Source organism: Pararhizobium sp. O133, from assembly GCF_051669845.1.
Lineage (GTDB): Bacteria > Pseudomonadota > Alphaproteobacteria > Rhizobiales > Rhizobiaceae > Pararhizobium.
The window spans coordinates 673,419-688,323 of sequence record NZ_CP196426.1 but is presented as its reverse complement, the minus strand read 5'-3'; the positions used below and the strand labels follow the sequence as shown (position 1 = coordinate 688,323).

The 14,905-nt window shown below is 61.4% G+C and carries 16 protein-coding genes; 12 read left to right on the top strand and 4 right to left on the bottom strand.

All coding sequences use genetic code 11. The features are described from left to right. Positions 1-56 precede the first annotated feature (56 nt). The gene (locus ACST81_RS03205; RefSeq protein ID WP_438751392.1) at positions 57-443 is read left to right on the top strand and encodes a YkvA family protein; all 387 of its coding nucleotides are present in this window, start codon (positions 57-59) and stop codon (positions 441-443) included. Here ACST81_RS03205 and ACST81_RS03200 read toward each other — a convergent pair. Next, entirely contained in the window at positions 440-1,012 is a 573-nt protein-coding gene (locus ACST81_RS03200) for a sigma-70 family RNA polymerase sigma factor (RefSeq protein WP_438751391.1), read from the bottom strand. The two genes, ACST81_RS03205 and ACST81_RS03200, sit on opposite strands and share 4 nt — an antisense overlap. A gap of 429 nt (positions 1,013-1,441) precedes the next feature. Between ACST81_RS03200 and ACST81_RS03195 the strand changes: the two genes are divergently transcribed. From ACST81_RS03195 to ACST81_RS03175, 5 genes are all read left to right on the top strand, one after another. Next, entirely contained in the window at positions 1,442-1,945 is a 504-nt protein-coding gene (locus ACST81_RS03195; RefSeq protein WP_438751389.1) for an invasion associated locus B family protein, read from the top strand. Between the two features lie 287 nt (positions 1,946-2,232). Then, on the top strand, positions 2,233-3,465 hold the full coding sequence (rlmN, locus tag ACST81_RS03190; RefSeq protein WP_438751388.1) for a 23S rRNA (adenine(2503)-C(2))-methyltransferase RlmN: 1,233 nt from the start codon (positions 2,233-2,235) through the stop codon (positions 3,463-3,465). Positions 3,466-3,558: 93 nt separating this feature from the next. Beyond that, positions 3,559-4,512, top strand: a complete 954-nt coding sequence (locus tag ACST81_RS03185; protein WP_438751387.1) for an ABC transporter substrate-binding protein — start codon at positions 3,559-3,561, stop codon at positions 4,510-4,512. Between the two features lie 268 nt (positions 4,513-4,780). Continuing rightward, the gene (locus ACST81_RS03180; RefSeq protein WP_438751386.1) at positions 4,781-5,659 is read left to right on the top strand and encodes an ABC transporter permease; all 879 of its coding nucleotides are present in this window, start codon (positions 4,781-4,783) and stop codon (positions 5,657-5,659) included. Further along, on the top strand, positions 5,656-6,450 hold the full coding sequence (locus ACST81_RS03175; RefSeq protein ID WP_438751385.1) for an ABC transporter ATP-binding protein: 795 nt from the start codon (positions 5,656-5,658) through the stop codon (positions 6,448-6,450). The genes ACST81_RS03180 and ACST81_RS03175 overlap by 4 nt, the downstream gene beginning before the upstream one ends. Positions 6,451-6,457: 7 nt before the next feature. Here the strand turns inward: ACST81_RS03175 and ACST81_RS03170 are convergent, their stop codons facing one another. After that, positions 6,458-7,099, bottom strand: a complete 642-nt coding sequence (locus ACST81_RS03170; protein WP_438751384.1) for a LysE family translocator — start codon at positions 7,097-7,099, stop codon at positions 6,458-6,460. 83 nt (positions 7,100-7,182) lie between these two features. On the opposite strand from ACST81_RS03170, the gene ACST81_RS03165 reads away from it, so the two are divergent. From ACST81_RS03165 to ACST81_RS03155, 3 genes are all read left to right on the top strand, one after another. Further along, positions 7,183-7,431: a type II toxin-antitoxin system ParD family antitoxin gene (locus ACST81_RS03165; RefSeq protein WP_438751382.1), complete on the top strand. Its 249-nt coding sequence runs from the start codon at positions 7,183-7,185 to the stop codon at positions 7,429-7,431. Then, a complete protein-coding gene (locus ACST81_RS03160; RefSeq protein ID WP_438751380.1) occupies positions 7,428-7,718 on the top strand; it encodes a type II toxin-antitoxin system RelE/ParE family toxin in 291 nt (96 codons plus the stop codon). Before ACST81_RS03165 ends, ACST81_RS03160 begins: the two co-directional genes overlap by 4 nt. A 121-nt stretch (positions 7,719-7,839) precedes the next feature. Continuing rightward, a complete protein-coding gene (locus ACST81_RS03155; RefSeq protein WP_438751379.1) occupies positions 7,840-9,057 on the top strand; it encodes an argininosuccinate synthase in 1,218 nt (405 codons plus the stop codon). A 276-nt stretch (positions 9,058-9,333) separates the two neighbouring features. Here ACST81_RS03155 and ACST81_RS03150 read toward each other — a convergent pair whose 3' ends face one another. Then, positions 9,334-10,530, bottom strand: a complete 1,197-nt coding sequence (locus ACST81_RS03150; protein WP_438751378.1) for a multidrug effflux MFS transporter — start codon at positions 10,528-10,530, stop codon at positions 9,334-9,336. 8 nt (positions 10,531-10,538) lie between these two features. Next, positions 10,539-11,009, bottom strand: a complete 471-nt coding sequence (locus tag ACST81_RS03145) for a MarR family winged helix-turn-helix transcriptional regulator (protein ID WP_438751376.1) — start codon at positions 11,007-11,009, stop codon at positions 10,539-10,541. Between the two features lie 231 nt (positions 11,010-11,240). On the opposite strand from ACST81_RS03145, the gene ACST81_RS03140 reads away from it, so the two are divergent. From ACST81_RS03140 to ACST81_RS03130, 3 genes are all read left to right on the top strand, one after another. Then, on the top strand, positions 11,241-11,504 hold the full coding sequence (locus tag ACST81_RS03140) for a hypothetical protein (protein ID WP_438751375.1): 264 nt from the start codon (positions 11,241-11,243) through the stop codon (positions 11,502-11,504). Between the two features lie 552 nt (positions 11,505-12,056). Next, a complete protein-coding gene (locus ACST81_RS03135) occupies positions 12,057-12,698 on the top strand; it encodes a LysE family translocator (protein WP_438751374.1) in 642 nt (213 codons plus the stop codon). Positions 12,699-12,813: 115 nt separating this feature from the next. Continuing rightward, positions 12,814-14,901 (top strand): M3 family metallopeptidase, encoded by a 2,088-nt coding sequence (locus ACST81_RS03130; RefSeq protein ID WP_438751373.1) that lies wholly within the window; start codon positions 12,814-12,816, stop codon positions 14,899-14,901. Positions 14,902-14,905 lie beyond the last annotated feature (4 nt).

Here is a 14,905-nt window from a genome sequence, read left to right as displayed (position 1 = left end):
TTGAAATAGGCCAATCGCTCCCCATATGATTTTCCATGAGAGACGGGACAAAAGACATGGATGACGTCAAGATCGGCGAGATTCTGCTTCCGGGCGAGGAGAGTGAGCAGGAGGCGAAGGCCCGCAAGGTTGAGCGCCGTTTCTGGCCGACCCTGAAGCGCGCCATGCGCCAGGTGCCATTCAGCCGCGACCTCGTCGCCGCCTATTATTGCGCCATGGACCCGACGACGCCGATGCGCACGCGCGGCATCCTGCTCGGCGCGCTGGCCTATTTCGTCCTGCCGTTCGATTTCATTCCGGATGTCCTGGCCATGGTCGGTTTTTCCGACGATATCGCCGTTCTGACGGCAGCCTTCGCGGCGATCAGCGGCCAGATCAAGGAAAATCACTACCTCAAGGCCGACGAGGCCCTGCACGGCGAGGCGTCGAAAAGCACCCGCTAACCGGAACTTTCCACGCCGTTCTGCTCCAGCAACGCGCGCAGCTTGCCGAAGGCGAGCCGGATACGCGATTTGACCGTGCCGAGCGGCAATCCGGTGGCGGCTGAAATCTCGGAGTGAGACTGGCCGAAAAAGAAGGCCATCCGGATCAGGGTGACCTGTTCCTCCGGCAGCATCGACAGGGCGGCGCGAACGATTTGCTCGCGATCCTGGTTTTCCAGCACATCATCGGGCGCCGGCGGCGCTGTTGGCAGCAGAAGCGGCTCGTTGGCGTCAAGCTCGTCATTGCGCTGGCGGCGCGCAGCGTCGATGCGCCGATTGCGGGCAATGCGGAAAAGCCAGGTCGACAGCGAGGATTTTTCGGGATCATAGAGATGGGCCTTCTGCCAGAGAATAACCATGACCTCCTGGACCAGTTCCTCGGCCTCTGTCGCACTGGCATTCTGGCGCATCAGAAAGGATTTCAGCCGGGGGGCAAAGAAATCAAAGAGTTCAGCGAAGGCTGCCTTGTCACGATTCCTTGCGACGGCCACGGCGAGGTCTGCGAAATGCTGTCTCGCCTCCACATCCATTCCGCTCTTGATGGCCTCCCCTTCCCAATTTCGCACGATTGCACAACAGGTACAGCGCTTTTATCAAAGGTCAAACTCTTGCCTGATTCTTTGTGACATAAACAAATATCGAGCACGCTTTAATGAATTGGGCAAACGCTCTTCGGGCGGCAACTCGATAAGGCGTGCAGCGGTCTCTCTTGCAGGACCGTTTCGGGGTTTTCGTTCAGGTTCGAAATCGAACAAGCTCACCTTCAGGTTCTTGCTCGCAAGTCTGAAATCAGAGCGGTGTTTGCGTCGCAATGTGTTCCGTATTAAAGCGGTGCTCAGTCAAATTCAGGAATGTTGACGGTTTGGTAACCTGAATTAAGTCAAAATGAATCAAATCGTGACCATGCGTTGCCCGGCACATGCCACGGGCTTTGGCGCTCAAGAAACCGGCAGGACAAGATGCAGTTCAGAAAAATCACCATCGCAATCGCACTCATGCTCGCAACTGCCGGTGTCGCTTCCGCGCAATCTCCGACCCGCATTCAGCAGTTCAACGCCTGGGGCGCCTATTCCTACCAGTCCGGCGCCAGCAAGGTCTGCTACGTTCTCTCGGTTCCGAAGGAGAAGAGCCCGGCCAATGTCGATCATGGCGATATCTTCTTCCTCGTTTCGCAGCGCCCGGGCCAGAACATCTCCTATGAACCGCAGGCGATGATGGGCTATGCGCTGCAGGAAAATTCCAAGGTCACCGTCACCATCGACGCCAAGGACTTCGTCATGTTCACCAAGGGCAACTCCGCCTGGGTGGAAAACGCCGCTGAAGAGCCCGCGCTGGTCGCCGCGATGAAGTCCGGCAAAGCCATGTCGGTCGCGGCCAAGTCGCGCAAGGGTACGCCGACGGCCTATTCCTACTCGCTATCGGGCATTTCGGCAGCGCTGAAGCAGATCGAGAACTGCAAATAAGGTTTCTCTGCCTGGTCAGTGATTTCGAAAGGCCGGCTCGTCCGGCCTTTCGGCGTTAACGCTTTGCCTTTTTGCAATCCTGCCCTGACCCTACGGAGGGTGACGCAGGCCGAAAACCATGCTAAAGGCCGCCACAACGATGACCGCGCGGATCGTTGAGCGATCCTGGGATCGCTGGCGATCCCGATGCGCGGCAAACGAACTCTGATCTCAGCATTTACGCATCGACGGCAGGCACAGGCGCTTGAACGGAACCTTGCGTATCTCGAACATGGGAAATGGCGAGAATGGCCGCGACTGAAGCACTCAACCTGGATCGCCCCGTCAAGGCTCCCGTCCGCCCTGGCATAGCCGTTGAAAAGCCGTCGCTGATCGGCCTTTCGCGCGAGGACATGGGCAAAGCGCTGGCCGAGATCGGCGTGCCGGTCAAGCAGGTCAAGATGCGGGTGAGCCAGCTCTGGCATTGGCTCTATGTACGCGGCGTTTCCGATTTCGACCACATGACCAATGTGTCGAAGGACATGCGTGAGCTTTTGAAGGTGCATTTTACCATCGCGCGGCCCGAAATCGTCGAGGAACAGATTTCCACCGACGGCACCCGCAAATGGCTCTTGCGCTTTCCACCGCGCGGCGCCGGCCGTCCTGTCGAGATCGAGACCGTCTATATCCCTGAGGAAGGCCGCGGCACGCTCTGCGTCTCCAGCCAGGTCGGCTGCACGCTCACCTGTTCCTTCTGTCATACCGGCACGCAGAAGCTGGTGCGCAACCTGACGGCGGAGGAAATCCTCTCGCAACTGCTTCTCGCCCGCGACCGGCTGGGCGATTTCCCGGATCGGGACACGCCGGCCGGTGCTATCGTTCCCAATGAAGGTCGCAAGGTCACCAATATGGTGATGATGGGCATGGGCGAGCCGCTCTACAATTTCGAAAACGTCAAGGCCGCGCTGCTGATCGCCACAGATGGCGACGGCCTGTCGCTTTCCAAGCGCCGCGTCACGCTGTCAACCTCCGGCATCGTTCCGGAAATCTTCCGCACCGGCGAGGAAATCGGCGTCATGTTGGCGATCTCGCTGCATGCGGTGAAGGACGACCTGCGCGACATGCTGGTGCCGATCAACAAGAAATATCCGCTGAAGGACCTGCTCGACGCCTGCCGCAAATATCCGGGCCTGTCGAATGCGCGCCGCATCACCTTCGAATATGTCATGCTCGAAGGCGTCAACGACACGCTGGAAGATGCCAAGGAACTGGTGCGCCTCCTGAAGGGCATTCCGGCCAAGATCAACCTGATCCCCTTCAATCCCTGGCCCGGCACGAACTATCAGTGTTCGAAATGGGAACAGATCGAGAAATTTGCCGATTTCATCAACGCGGCCGGCTATGCCTCGCCGATCCGCACCCCGCGCGGCCGCGACATCCTTGCCGCCTGCGGCCAGCTGAAGTCAGATTCCGAGCGCATGCGCAAGGTCGATCGCATGGCGTTCGAAGCGATGATGATCGCCAATCACGGCGAGGACTGATCAGCAATTTTGATGGTTCCTCGCCTGCAATTCGATTGATTTAACTGTCCCGGTTTCCTAAAACTGCCCAAAAATCAGTCTTTGGAGGACACCATGCGTTCAATCCTGCTCGCTCTTGCGGCAACCGTCGCCCTTTCCATGCCCGCGCGGGCCGATGACGTCACCGTCGCGGTCACCGCCATCGTCGAGCACCCGGCGCTGGATGCCGTGCGTGACGGCGTCAAGGAAGCGCTCGCCGCTGCCGGCTACAAGGAAGGCGAGAACCTGACCTTCCTCTACGAATCCGCGCAGGGCAACCCGGCGACGGCAGCCCAGATCGCCCGCCAGTTCGCCGGCGAAGCACCCAGTGTCATCGTGCCGATCTCGACTCCTTCAGCGCAGGCGGTCGTCTCCTCGACCCGCGATATTCCGGTGGTCTTCACCGCCGTGTCCGACCCGCTCGGCGCGCAATTGATCGAGGACATGGACAAGCCGGGCGGCAATGTCACCGGCCTTTCCGACCTGTCTCCGGTTGCCGAACATGTCGCGCTGATCAAGGAAATCCTGCCGAACGTGAAGTCGATCGGCTATCTCTACAATTCCGGCGAGGCAAATTCCGTTTCTCTGCTTGCCGTGCTGAAGGCGGAAGCCGAGAAGGCCGGCCTGACCATCGTCGAATCCGCCGCCACCAAGTCGGCTGAAGTCCAGGGTGCCGCCCGCGCGCTCGTCGGCCGCGCCGACGTGATTTACATCCCGACCGACAACACGATCATCTCGGCGCTGGAAGGCGCTGTCGCCGTCGCCGAGGAAGCCAAGCTGCCGCTCTTCACCGCCGACACCGATTCCGTCGCGCGCGGCGCCGTTGCCGCCCTCGGCTTCAACTACCACGATGTCGGCAAGCAGACCGGCGACGTGGTCGTGCGCATCCTGAAGGGCGAGAACCCCGGCGATATCCCCGTCAAGGTCGCGGCCGGCACCGACCTGGTCATCAACAAGTCCGCCGCCGCCAAGATGGGCGTGACCTTCCCGGAAAGCGTCCTTGGCCGCGCAACGAAGGTGATCGAGTAAGGTTTTAAAACCCCTCCCCAACCCTCCCCACAAGGGGGAGGGGCTAGGCTGCCGCACTGTCCCACCTCTCGACGACACCTCGAGCAAGGTGACAATTTTGTGTGGCGGTGCGGCTGGGTTAAGCCCCTCCCCCTTGTGGGGAGGGGTTGGGGAGGGGACTTTCGATATATAGATCCAACAAGCGCCCCTTGTCGAAGATGGGGGCGCTTTCGTGTTATCTGGTAACAGCGTCCCATCGGGGCGATGACTGAACGAAAGGATCACGGCGGTGAGCCAAATTGCCTTCTGGGGAGCGGTGGAACTGGGGCTCGTCTATGCCTTCGTGGCCATCGGTGTCTTCCTTGCCTTTCGCGTGCTCGATTTCCCCGATCTGACCGTCGATGGTTCGTTTCCGCTGGGTGCGGCCGTCGCCGCCGTGCTGATCATTGCCGGCGTCAATCCGTGGATCGCCTCGGGCGTCGCGATGGTCGCGGGCGCCGCCGCCGGCATCGTCACGGCCATTCTCAATGTCCGCTTCCGCATCCTCAATCTGCTCGCCTCGATCCTGACAATGATCGCACTGTTTTCCGTCAACCTGCGGGTCATGGGCAAGCCGAACGTGGCGCTGATCAATGCCGACACGATGCTGTCGCCCTTCTACGGGCTTGGCCTGCGCGACTTTTACGTCCGGCCGCTGTTCGTCGGCATCCTCGCGCTGATCGCCGTCATCGCCGTCTGGCGTTTCCTCGAAAGCGACGCCGGCCTTGCCATGCGCGCGACCGGCGCCAATGCCCGCATGGCCCGGGCGCAGGGCGTCGATACCAACAGGCAGATCTATCTCGGCATGGCGATCTCGAACGCGCTCGTTGCGCTTGGCGGCGCGTTGTTTGCCCAGACAAACGGCTTTGCCGACGTGACCTCGGGTGTCGGTACCATCGTCGTTGGTCTCGCCGCCGTCATCATCGGCGAAACATTGCTCGGCGCTCGCGGCATCCTGATTGCGCTGATCGGCTGCGTGCTTGGCTCGATCCTCTACCGCATCGCTATTCAGCTGGCGCTCTCGACCGATATGCTCGGCCTGCAGGCCTCCGATCTCAATCTGGTCACAGCGGCCCTCGTCACCTTCGCCCTCGTTCTTCCCCGCCTGCGCCGCGGAGGTGCCGCATGATCAAGCTAAACGATATCCAGGTCATCTTCGGCAAGGGAACGCCGCTGCAGAAGCAGGCGCTGAACGGGGTCAGCCTGACGGTCGAGGAAGGCACCTTCGTCACCGTCATCGGCTCCAACGGCGCCGGCAAATCCACCGTGCTCGGCGTGCTCGCCGGCGACGTCATCCCGACGGCAGGCACCGTCACGATCGGCAGCACCGACGTTACCCGCAAGGGCACCGCCGCCCGCGCCGGCCTCGTTGCCCGCGTCTTCCAGGATCCGCTGGCGGGCAGCTGCGGCGCCCTGTCGATCGAGGAAAACCTGGCGCTCGCTGCCCGGCGCGGCGAAAGCCGCGGCTTGACGCCGGCACTCGGCCCCAAGCGCCGCGAACATTTCCGCGAACGCATCGCCGAACTCAATCTCGGCCTCGAAAATCGCATGAAGGACCGCATGGACCTTCTCTCCGGCGGCCAGCGGCAGGCGGTTTCGCTGGTCATGGCGACGCTTGCGGGTTCCGAAGTCCTGCTGCTCGACGAGCATACGGCAGCACTCGACCCCGGCATGGCCGAGTTCATCATGAACCTGACGCAGAAGATCGTTTCGGAGCGCAAGCTGACGGCGCTGATGGTCACCCATTCGATGCGTCAGGCACTGGATTTCGGCCACCGCACCATCATGCTGCATGCCGGCGAGGTGGTGCTCGATGTCTCCGGGGACAGCCGCAAGACGCTGCAGGTGGAAGACCTCATCGCCATGTTCCGCAAGATCCGCGGCCAGACGCTGGACGACGACGCGCTGCTGATCGGGTGATCGTCGGTCAGCGCGCGTGGGTGAACAGGATCTTCACCGCGAAGATCGAGAAGACGCCGGCGAACGTATAGTCGATGGCGCGCATGACGCTCTTCCTGCGCTGCAGCCATGAGGACAGCCAGTCGGCGGTCAGGATGACCAGCACATTGACCGGCATCGCCGCGACGATGAAGAAGAAGCCGAGGAACAGGAGCTTCTGCGTTACGGCCGGATCATGGGCGGTGACGAATTGCGGCAGGAAGGTCATGAAGAAGATGATGACCTTCGGATTGAGCAGGTTGACCCAGAGTCCGGTGGAGATATTGGCCATGGCCGAAGCGCCGGTATCATCGACCTTCTTGACCGAAAGCGTCGATCCACAGCGGATCGCCTGAACCGCCAGCCAGAACAGATAGGCCGCACCCCCGGTCTTCAGGATCATGAAGGCGGTCGGCGAAGCGGTGATCAGCGCCGAAATGCCGAAGGCGACGAGCAGCGTATGCACGACGCAGCCGAGGCTGGTGCCGACAACGATGAAAAAGGCCGCAGCCTTGCCCTGGCTGAGCGCCCGGCTGATCGACAGCGTCATGTCGGGACCCGGCGTCGCAGCGAGCAACAGCGTCGCGGCGGTGAAGGCGAGAAGCGTCGGCAGGCTGGGCAGGAAATCCATGATTTTATCTTTCGGCGGGATGATATTGTCTCGATATCATAGCCCATGCTAGATTGCAGCCCGGCATTCAATGGGATTTCTCCATGGCAAAGAACGCGCAAATTGTTCTGGATGAAGAGCTCGGCGCTTTCGTGGACCGGCAGGTCCGCGCCGGACACTATGCCTCGGCGAACGACGTCGTCGAGGCCGGCCTTCGCCTGCTTCGCGACGACGATGCAAAGATTGAAGCGCTCCGGGCAGCGCTGATCGAAGGCGAGGAATCGGGCGAGCCGGTGGAATTCGATTTCAAGGCGTTCATTGAACAAAAACGCGCACGTCGCGGCGCCAGATGAAACAGCTTGCCTTTTCTCCGAAGGCAGCGGCCGATCTCGATGAGATCTATGATTATACCGAAGATCAGTGGGGACCGGAGCAGGCCGAAACTTACATCGCTGAGCTTGAACAGGCTTGCTCGTCTCTGTTGCTGCATTCTACCCGACGCGCCGTTAGAGCAGTCGGTAAATCTCGATATTTCGTCATTTCGTGTGGCTCACATCGGGTCTGGTATCGCGAGAACCAGGAAGATATTCTGATTGTGCGTATCCTTCATCAGCGAATGGACCCCGCACGGCATCTATGATGCGGCTCGGCGTCACTTCCGGGGTGACAAGGCTTGCACGGCCGGGCAATCTCGCTAAAAGTGCCGCTGAATTTTCTGGCGGCGCGGATCCGCGTCTTCTCGCACAAGACGGACAGACAAAATGGCAAAGCAAGTGAAAAAGGTCGTTCTCGCCTATTCCGGCGGTCTCGACACCTCGATCATCCTGAAATGGCTGCAGACGGAGCTGGGCGCCGAAGTGGTGACCTTTACCGCCGATCTCGGCCAGGGCGAAGAGCTCGAACCGGCCCGCAAGAAGGCCGAGATGATGGGCATCAAGGAAATCTACATCAAGGATGTCCGCGAGGAGTTCGTGAAGGATTTCGTCTTCCCGATGTTCCGCGCCAATGCCGTCTATGAGGGCGTCTACCTGCTCGGCACCTCGATCGCCCGGCCGCTGATCTCCAAGCACCTGATCGACATCGCCCGCGAGACCGGCGCCGACGCGATCGCTCATGGCGCCACCGGCAAGGGCAACGACCAGGTTCGTTTCGAGCTTTCGGCCTATGCGCTGAACCCCGATATCAAGATCATCGCCCCCTGGCGCGACTGGTCGTTCAAGAGCCGCACCGACCTCCTGGAATTCGCAGAAAAACACCAGATTCCGGTCGCCAAGGACAAGAAGGGCGAGGCCCCCTTCTCGGTCGACGCCAATCTCCTGCACTCCTCCTCCGAGGGCAAGGTGCTCGAGGACCCGGCCGTCGAAGCGCCGAACTATGTCTATATGCGCACCATTTCCCCGGAAGAGGCGCCGGATGTGGCGACCACCGTCAGGATCGGCTTCCGCAAGGGCGATGCGGTCTCGATCGACGGCAAGGAAATGAGCCCGGCCTCGATCCTGACCGCGCTCAATGCGCTGGGTCGCGACAACGGCATCGGCCGGCTCGACCTGGTGGAAAACCGCTTCGTCGGCATGAAGTCGCGCGGCATCTACGAGACCCCCGGCGGCACGATCCTGCTTGCTGCCCACCGCGCCATCGAGAGCATCACGCTCGACCGGGGTGCGGCGCATCTGAAGGACGAGATCATGCCGCGCTATGCGGAACTGATCTATTACGGCTTCTGGTTCTCGCCCGAGCGCGAAATGCTGCAGGCGCTGATCGACAAGAGCCAGGACCATGTCGAGGGCGAAGTGACGCTGAAGCTCTACAAGGGCAATGTCATGGTCATCGGCCGCGAATCGCCGAAGTCGCTCTATTCCGACAAGCTGGTCACCTTCGAGGACGACCAGGGCGCTTACGACCAGAAGGACGCCGCCGGCTTCATCAAGCTGAACGCACTGCGACTGCGCACGCTGGCCGCCCGTAATTGGGACAAGTAAGCCATTTTTCACTGACAATAGCCCGCCATTCGCAGGGATGGCGGGCTTTTTTGTCTCTTGTTATGAACCCATTGGTAGGTTGAGCGACAAATCCAATCTCCCTCATGCCCGCCCTGGTGGCGGGCATCCAGTGACCCGACGTCCGTCGGGTCAAAAGATCCTTTGAAAATTACCCGCCGTCTCACCGCGCGGACGCGCGGCGGCTGGACGCCGGCTACAAGGGCGGGCATGAGGGAAAGTGAAGGGCTACGCTCCGTCCTCGGAATCAGACCCTGCCTATTCGCCCGCACCATCCAGCGCCACTCGCCACGTCAGCGTGGCAAACCGCATGTAACTCACCACCGACAGGAACAGCATGGCTGGGATGATCAGGCCGAAAGCGGTGAAGGGTGTGCCAAGGAGCGCCGCCGCCAGCCCGCCGAGGAAGCCGCCGGCCATCTGGATGAAGCCCATCATAGCCGAGGCAGAGCCCGCGATGTGAGGAAAGGATTGTAGCGCCGCCGTCGTCATGTGCGGGGTGAGGAAGGCGATACCGAAGCTGGAAAAGGCGACGGGCAGCATGACCGAGAGATAACTCGGCTCGAGAAAATGGACAGAGAGTGCGATCAGCAGGCCACCGATGCCGCAGCACGCCAGCCCGACCCGGACCGAGCCTTCGCCGCCAAGCCGCGCGGCTGTCAGGCGCAAGGCAACCGAGCCGGCGAAATAGCAGCCGGTCTGCATCAGCATGCCGATGCCGAATGCCGTCGGGGACATTCCGACACGGTCGATCAGAATGAAGGACAGCATGGTCGATTGCGCATAAAGCGCGCCGACCGAGCCGCCAAGCACGACCGCCGCCGCCACGAAACGCGGATCGCGGATCAGTTGGCCATAGGCCTGCAGGAGCGGCCCCGGCCTTGCGCGGCGCGGATCCGGCGTCGATGTCTCCCGCATGAAGAGCAGAACGGCGGAGATGACAAGAAGCCCGAAGCCGACCAGCAGGAAGAAGATCGACTGCCAGCCGACGGTCGCCAGCGCCAGCCCGCCCAGGGTTGGCGCCATGGCCGGGCCGATCGCCAGCATGATGCCGATCAGGTTCATGATGCGTGAGGCCTCGGCGCCGACGAACTGGTCGCGGACCATGGCCCGTGCGACCGTCATGCCGACCGACGCGCCGATGCCCTGGATCAGCCGACCGGCCAGCAGCCATTCGACGGAGGGTGCAAAGGCGCAGATCAGGCTGCCGAGCAGATTGATGCCGACGAAGACGAGCGTCGCCTTCTTCCGCCCGAAGGCATCCGACATCGGGCCGGCCACCAGTTGCGCGATCGAAAAGCCGCCGAAATAGACCGACAGCGTCAGCTTGATCATCGATTCCGTCGTGACAAAGGCCTGCACCAGCTCCGGCATGGCCGGCGTGTAGATCGACATGGAGATCGGCCCCAGCGTCGCCAGCAGCGCACCCAGCATGCTGGTGCGGCGTTCACTCATGCGCAGGTTCATTCGGCCGTCTTTCGGCTGGCACCGCGGTCGAGCTGGTGCAGATTGTCGCGCAAGTCTTGGAGGCTCAGCCGCAGGGTCTCGCGCGCATCGGTGTCCAACCCATCGGTGATTTCGTCCATCAGGGCACGGACATTGTCGCGGATGTTGAGGAGAAGCGGGTCCGCCTTTTCGGTCACCACGACATTTTTCGCCCGCCGATCACAAGGATCGGCGACACGCTCGACAAGGCCCAGCCCTTCGAGGCGGTCGAGATAGGTCGACAGCGTCATCGGCTCGATACCCATCCGGATGGCGATATCCGCCTGCTTGATGCCGCCCATTGCGCCGACCTGGATCAGGGCCCGCGCCTCGCCCGGCGTGACGCCGAGGCTGGCCGCCGTGATGCGCCGGTCGAAGGCGCCGCGCAACAGCCGTGATACGTCGGTGAGCAGCATGCCGATCGTATCGGTTTCAAGTCTGACAGCCATACAGTTGCGATCACGGTTTATCGTAAGATTTACTTATCATCCGGCGCCATGACCAACAAGCTCGACAGAGCAATCGCAGTAAAACCTAATAAAACGATCACGAAAATATCACGCCGCCGCACGCAGGATGACAACGTCGTGCATCGCGGACGCGTGAATGGACCGTGTTGGCATCCCACGCGCAGTGTTCGTCCCGGAGGCAATCATGCCCCGCCCACTGGGAGAGATATCATGTTCAAGACACTTCTGACCGCTGCTGCCCTGGTTTCCGCTCTGTCCGCGCCGGCCTTCGCAGCCGGCATGACCGCCTGCGACGATGCTTCCATCATGAAAACCGAGGAAATGGCCAAGGGCATGACGGATCCGATGAAGAAGGACGCGATGATGATGGCCATGCAGGAAGTCGACAGCGCCAAGATGGCGATGAAAGACGGCAAGATGGACGACTGCTCCATGCATCTCGACAACGCCATGAAGGCGACCGAAGCGAAGTAAGTTCGTACCGCGCGCGGCGGGGACAGTCTGGTCTCAGGGCTATCGTATAAGGAAAAAGACCCCCTCTGGCCTGTCGGCCATCTCCCCCACAAGGGGGGAGAGACCCGGCCGCCGGTCCTCGTTTCAGAAGACGGACCGGGCGGCAGGTTAGAGCATCGTTCCCTTAATACGATCCATTCTGTTGGCTCAAAACGTCCGATCCACAAGAAGGATGGCGCAGAGCGATGCGACATCCATCGGTCCAGCCATCCGCCGCAGTGGGCGGCCGTTTTCAGCCAACCCGAAGGGCTGGATGAATTTTGGCCACTACCGGCGGTGGCCGTCTCAACCGCAGCTTCTGCTGCGCTTTTCGCCAGCCGCCTTGGTTCTGGCCAAAATTCCTTCCAGCAGAATGGGGCGTATTAAGGGAACGATGCTCTAAGCCCCTCCCCCTTGTGGGGAGGGGTTGGGGAGGGGACTGCTGCATATGCGATCGCCCTTTGCCTGGTCCCGCCGCATCTTGACGGAATCACCTGCGCAGGATCGAATGGCCTTTCATCGCGAGGAGATCCCATGACGCAGACCCTGCTTTTCGGCGCTTTTCTGGCCGCCCTTCTCTATGTTCTCATTCCGGGTCCGGCCTTCCTGGCGCTGCTTGGCATCGGCGCCGGTCAGGGCCGCAAGGCGGGCGCGCTGTTCATGGGCGGGCATCTTGCGGGTGATCTGCTCTGGTCGACGCTGGCGTTGGTCGCAATCGTCGGCGCCAAGACCATCGGCAGCACGGTTTTCGATATTCTTGGCCTTCTCTGCGGCTTTTATCTCGCCTGGATCGGCTGGTCGGCGCTGCGCGCCAAGCCGCGCGGCGACAACCAGCCGGTGATGACGGTCGAGCGCCCCTATCGCCGCGGCCTGATCTTCGGGCTGACCAATCCCAAGGGTTATCCGGTGGCGCTCGCCACCTTCACGGCACTGCTGGCCGGCTCGTCGAATGCGCTCGATTTCGACGCGCTGCCAGCGCTGCTTGGCGTCTCCTTCCTCGGTTTCCTCGCCGCCGACGTGATCCTCATCGGCATCATCGGCGCCTCCGTCGTCCGGCGCTTCTACCGCAGGCATGAACTCACCATCGTGCGGCTGTCCGGCCTCTTGTTCATGGGCTTTGCGGTCCAGGCGGTCTGGCATGCGGCACCGGGCCTTTTCGGCGTCAGGAAGCCTTGATCGAAAAGGCGATCAGGCCCACCTCCCCATCTTGATATGTCCACAATCGCTGCCGACAACATCGGCAGCATCCGCCGTTTTGGCGGCCAGAGACGATATGCGAAAGGATTGACCCATGACTTTGAGCCCAGCGCTGAACCCCGCCGTCACCGACTGGAACGGCCCGGACGGCCTGCCCCGCTTCGAGGCGGTCAATGACGGTGACTTCGCTGCATCCTTCGAGGCTGCCCTTGCCGAGCATGAGCAAGAGATCGACGCCATTGCCGGCAATCCCGACACCCCGACTTTTGACAATACGATCATCGCGCTGGAAATCGCCGGCGATGCGCTGTCGCGGGTATCCTCGCTGTTCTGGAACCGGGCCGGCGCGCATACCAATGACACGATCCAGGCGTTGGAGCGTGACATCTCGCCCAAGATGTCGCGGCATTATTCGAAGATCGGCATGAACGCTTCCCTGTTCGCCCGGATCGACGCGCTGTGGGAGGGCCGCGAAAAGCTCGGCCTGACGCTTGAGCAGACGCGCGTGCTGGAGCGTCACTGGAAAGGCTTCGTCAAGTCCGGCGCCAAGCTGCCGAAGGCGGAGCAGGAAAAGCTGGCAGGCATCAACGAGAAGCTTGCCGGCCTCAGCACCCGGTTCGGCCATAACGTGCTGGCCGATGAAAAGGCCTGGTCGCTCATTCTTTCAGACGAACAGGAACTCGCCGGACTTCCCGACTTTCTCCGCGATGCCATGGCCTCAGCCGCCCGCGACCGGGGCCAGGACGGCAAATATGCCGTGACGCTGTCGCGCTCGATCATCGAACCCTTTCTCACCTTCTCCGAACGCCGTGACCTGCGCGAACAGGCGTTCAAGGCTTGGGTCGCCCGTGGCGAGAATGCCGGCGAGACCGACAATCGTGGCGTCATCCGCGAGACGCTGGCACTGCGCAGCGAGATGGCCGGCCTGCTCGGCTATGGCAATTACGCCGAACTGAAGCTCGATAACACGATGGCCAAGACACCAACTGCGGTGAACGAACTGCTACATGCCGTCTGGAAAAAAGCGGTGAACCGCGCCCGCGAGGAGGAGGCCGATATCGCCCGCCTGATCACTGACGACGGCAAGAACCACGATGTCATGCCCTGGGACTGGCGCTTCTACGCCGAACGCATCCGGTCGCAGAAATTCAATTTTTCCGAAGCCGAACTGAAGCCCTATCTGCAGCTCGAAAAGATCATCGAAGCTTGCTTCGACGTGGCAAACCGGCTGTTCGGCCTGCGGGCAACAGAGAAGAAAGGCATCGTCGCCTATCATCCGGACGTGCGGGTGTACGAGATCCGCGATGCCGGCGACACATTGATTGCGCTGTTCATGGGCGATTATTTCGCCCGCGACTCGAAGCGGTCCGGCGCCTGGATGAGCGCCTTCCAGTCGCAGCACAAGCTACCGCTCAAGAACGGCAGGACCGGCGAACTGCCGATCATCTACAATGTCTGCAACTTCGCCAAACCCGCCGAGGGAAAACCGGCGCTGCTGTCGCTGGACGATGCCCGCACGCTGTTTCACGAATTCGGCCATGCGCTGCACGGCATGCTGTCCGACGTCACCTACCCGTCGGTCTCCGGCACCTCCGTCTCGCGCGATTTCGTCGAGCTTCCCTCGCAGCTCTATGAACATTGGCTGACGGTCCCGGCGATCCTGAAGCAATATGCCGTGCATTTCCAGACCAGCGCGCCGATGCCGCAGGCCCTACTCGACAAGGTATTGGCCGCGCGTACCTTCAATGCCGGTTTTAACACGGTGGAGTTCACCTCCTCGGCCATCGTCGACATGGAGTTCCACACCCGCGACGCCGTCGATGATCCGATGGCGGTTCAGGCCGAGGTGCTGGCTGAACTCGACATTCCGAAGTCGCTCGTCATGCGTCACGCCTCACCGCATTTCCAGCACATCTTCGCCGGCGGCTATTCGGCCGGCTATTATTCCTACATGTGGTCGGAAGTACTGGATGCCGACGCCTTCGCCGCCTTCGAGGAAACCGGCGACGCTTTCAGCCCTGAAACGGCAAGGAAGCTCAAGGACAACATCTATTCCGTCGGCGGCGCCATCGATCCCGAGGACGCCTACAAGGCTTTCCGTGGCAAGCTGCCCAGCCCGGACGCGATGTTGGCGAAGAAGGGCCTGGCGATAACGGAAGAGCTGGCAGGTTCGGACGCCTGAAGAA

Bases quoted from the DNA above. Each gene is read 5' to 3' on its own strand.
- ACST81_RS03205 (WP_438751392.1), top strand. From the start codon at position 57: ATGGATGACGTCAAGATCGGCGAGATTCTGCTTCCGGGCGAGGAGAGT.
- ACST81_RS03200 (WP_438751391.1), bottom strand. From the start codon at position 1,012: ATGGATGTGGAGGCGAGACAGCATTTCGCAGACCTCGCCGTGGCCGTC.
- ACST81_RS03195 (WP_438751389.1), top strand. From the start codon at position 1,442: ATGCAGTTCAGAAAAATCACCATCGCAATCGCACTCATGCTCGCAACT.
- rlmN (WP_438751388.1), top strand. From the start codon at position 2,233: ATGGCCGCGACTGAAGCACTCAACCTGGATCGCCCCGTCAAGGCTCCC.
- ACST81_RS03185 (WP_438751387.1), top strand. From the start codon at position 3,559: ATGCGTTCAATCCTGCTCGCTCTTGCGGCAACCGTCGCCCTTTCCATG.
- ACST81_RS03175 (WP_438751385.1), top strand. From the start codon at position 5,656: ATGATCAAGCTAAACGATATCCAGGTCATCTTCGGCAAGGGAACGCCG.
- ACST81_RS03170 (WP_438751384.1), bottom strand. From the start codon at position 7,099: ATGGATTTCCTGCCCAGCCTGCCGACGCTTCTCGCCTTCACCGCCGCG.
- ACST81_RS03165 (WP_438751382.1), top strand. From the start codon at position 7,183: ATGGCAAAGAACGCGCAAATTGTTCTGGATGAAGAGCTCGGCGCTTTC.
- ACST81_RS03160 (WP_438751380.1), top strand. From the start codon at position 7,428: ATGAAACAGCTTGCCTTTTCTCCGAAGGCAGCGGCCGATCTCGATGAG.
- ACST81_RS03155 (WP_438751379.1), top strand. From the start codon at position 7,840: ATGGCAAAGCAAGTGAAAAAGGTCGTTCTCGCCTATTCCGGCGGTCTC.
- ACST81_RS03150 (WP_438751378.1), bottom strand. From the start codon at position 10,530: ATGAGTGAACGCCGCACCAGCATGCTGGGTGCGCTGCTGGCGACGCTG.
- ACST81_RS03145 (WP_438751376.1), bottom strand. From the start codon at position 11,009: ATGGCTGTCAGACTTGAAACCGATACGATCGGCATGCTGCTCACCGAC.
- ACST81_RS03140 (WP_438751375.1), top strand. From the start codon at position 11,241: ATGTTCAAGACACTTCTGACCGCTGCTGCCCTGGTTTCCGCTCTGTCC.
- ACST81_RS03135 (WP_438751374.1), top strand. From the start codon at position 12,057: ATGACGCAGACCCTGCTTTTCGGCGCTTTTCTGGCCGCCCTTCTCTAT.
- ACST81_RS03130 (WP_438751373.1), top strand. From the start codon at position 12,814: ATGACTTTGAGCCCAGCGCTGAACCCCGCCGTCACCGACTGGAACGGC.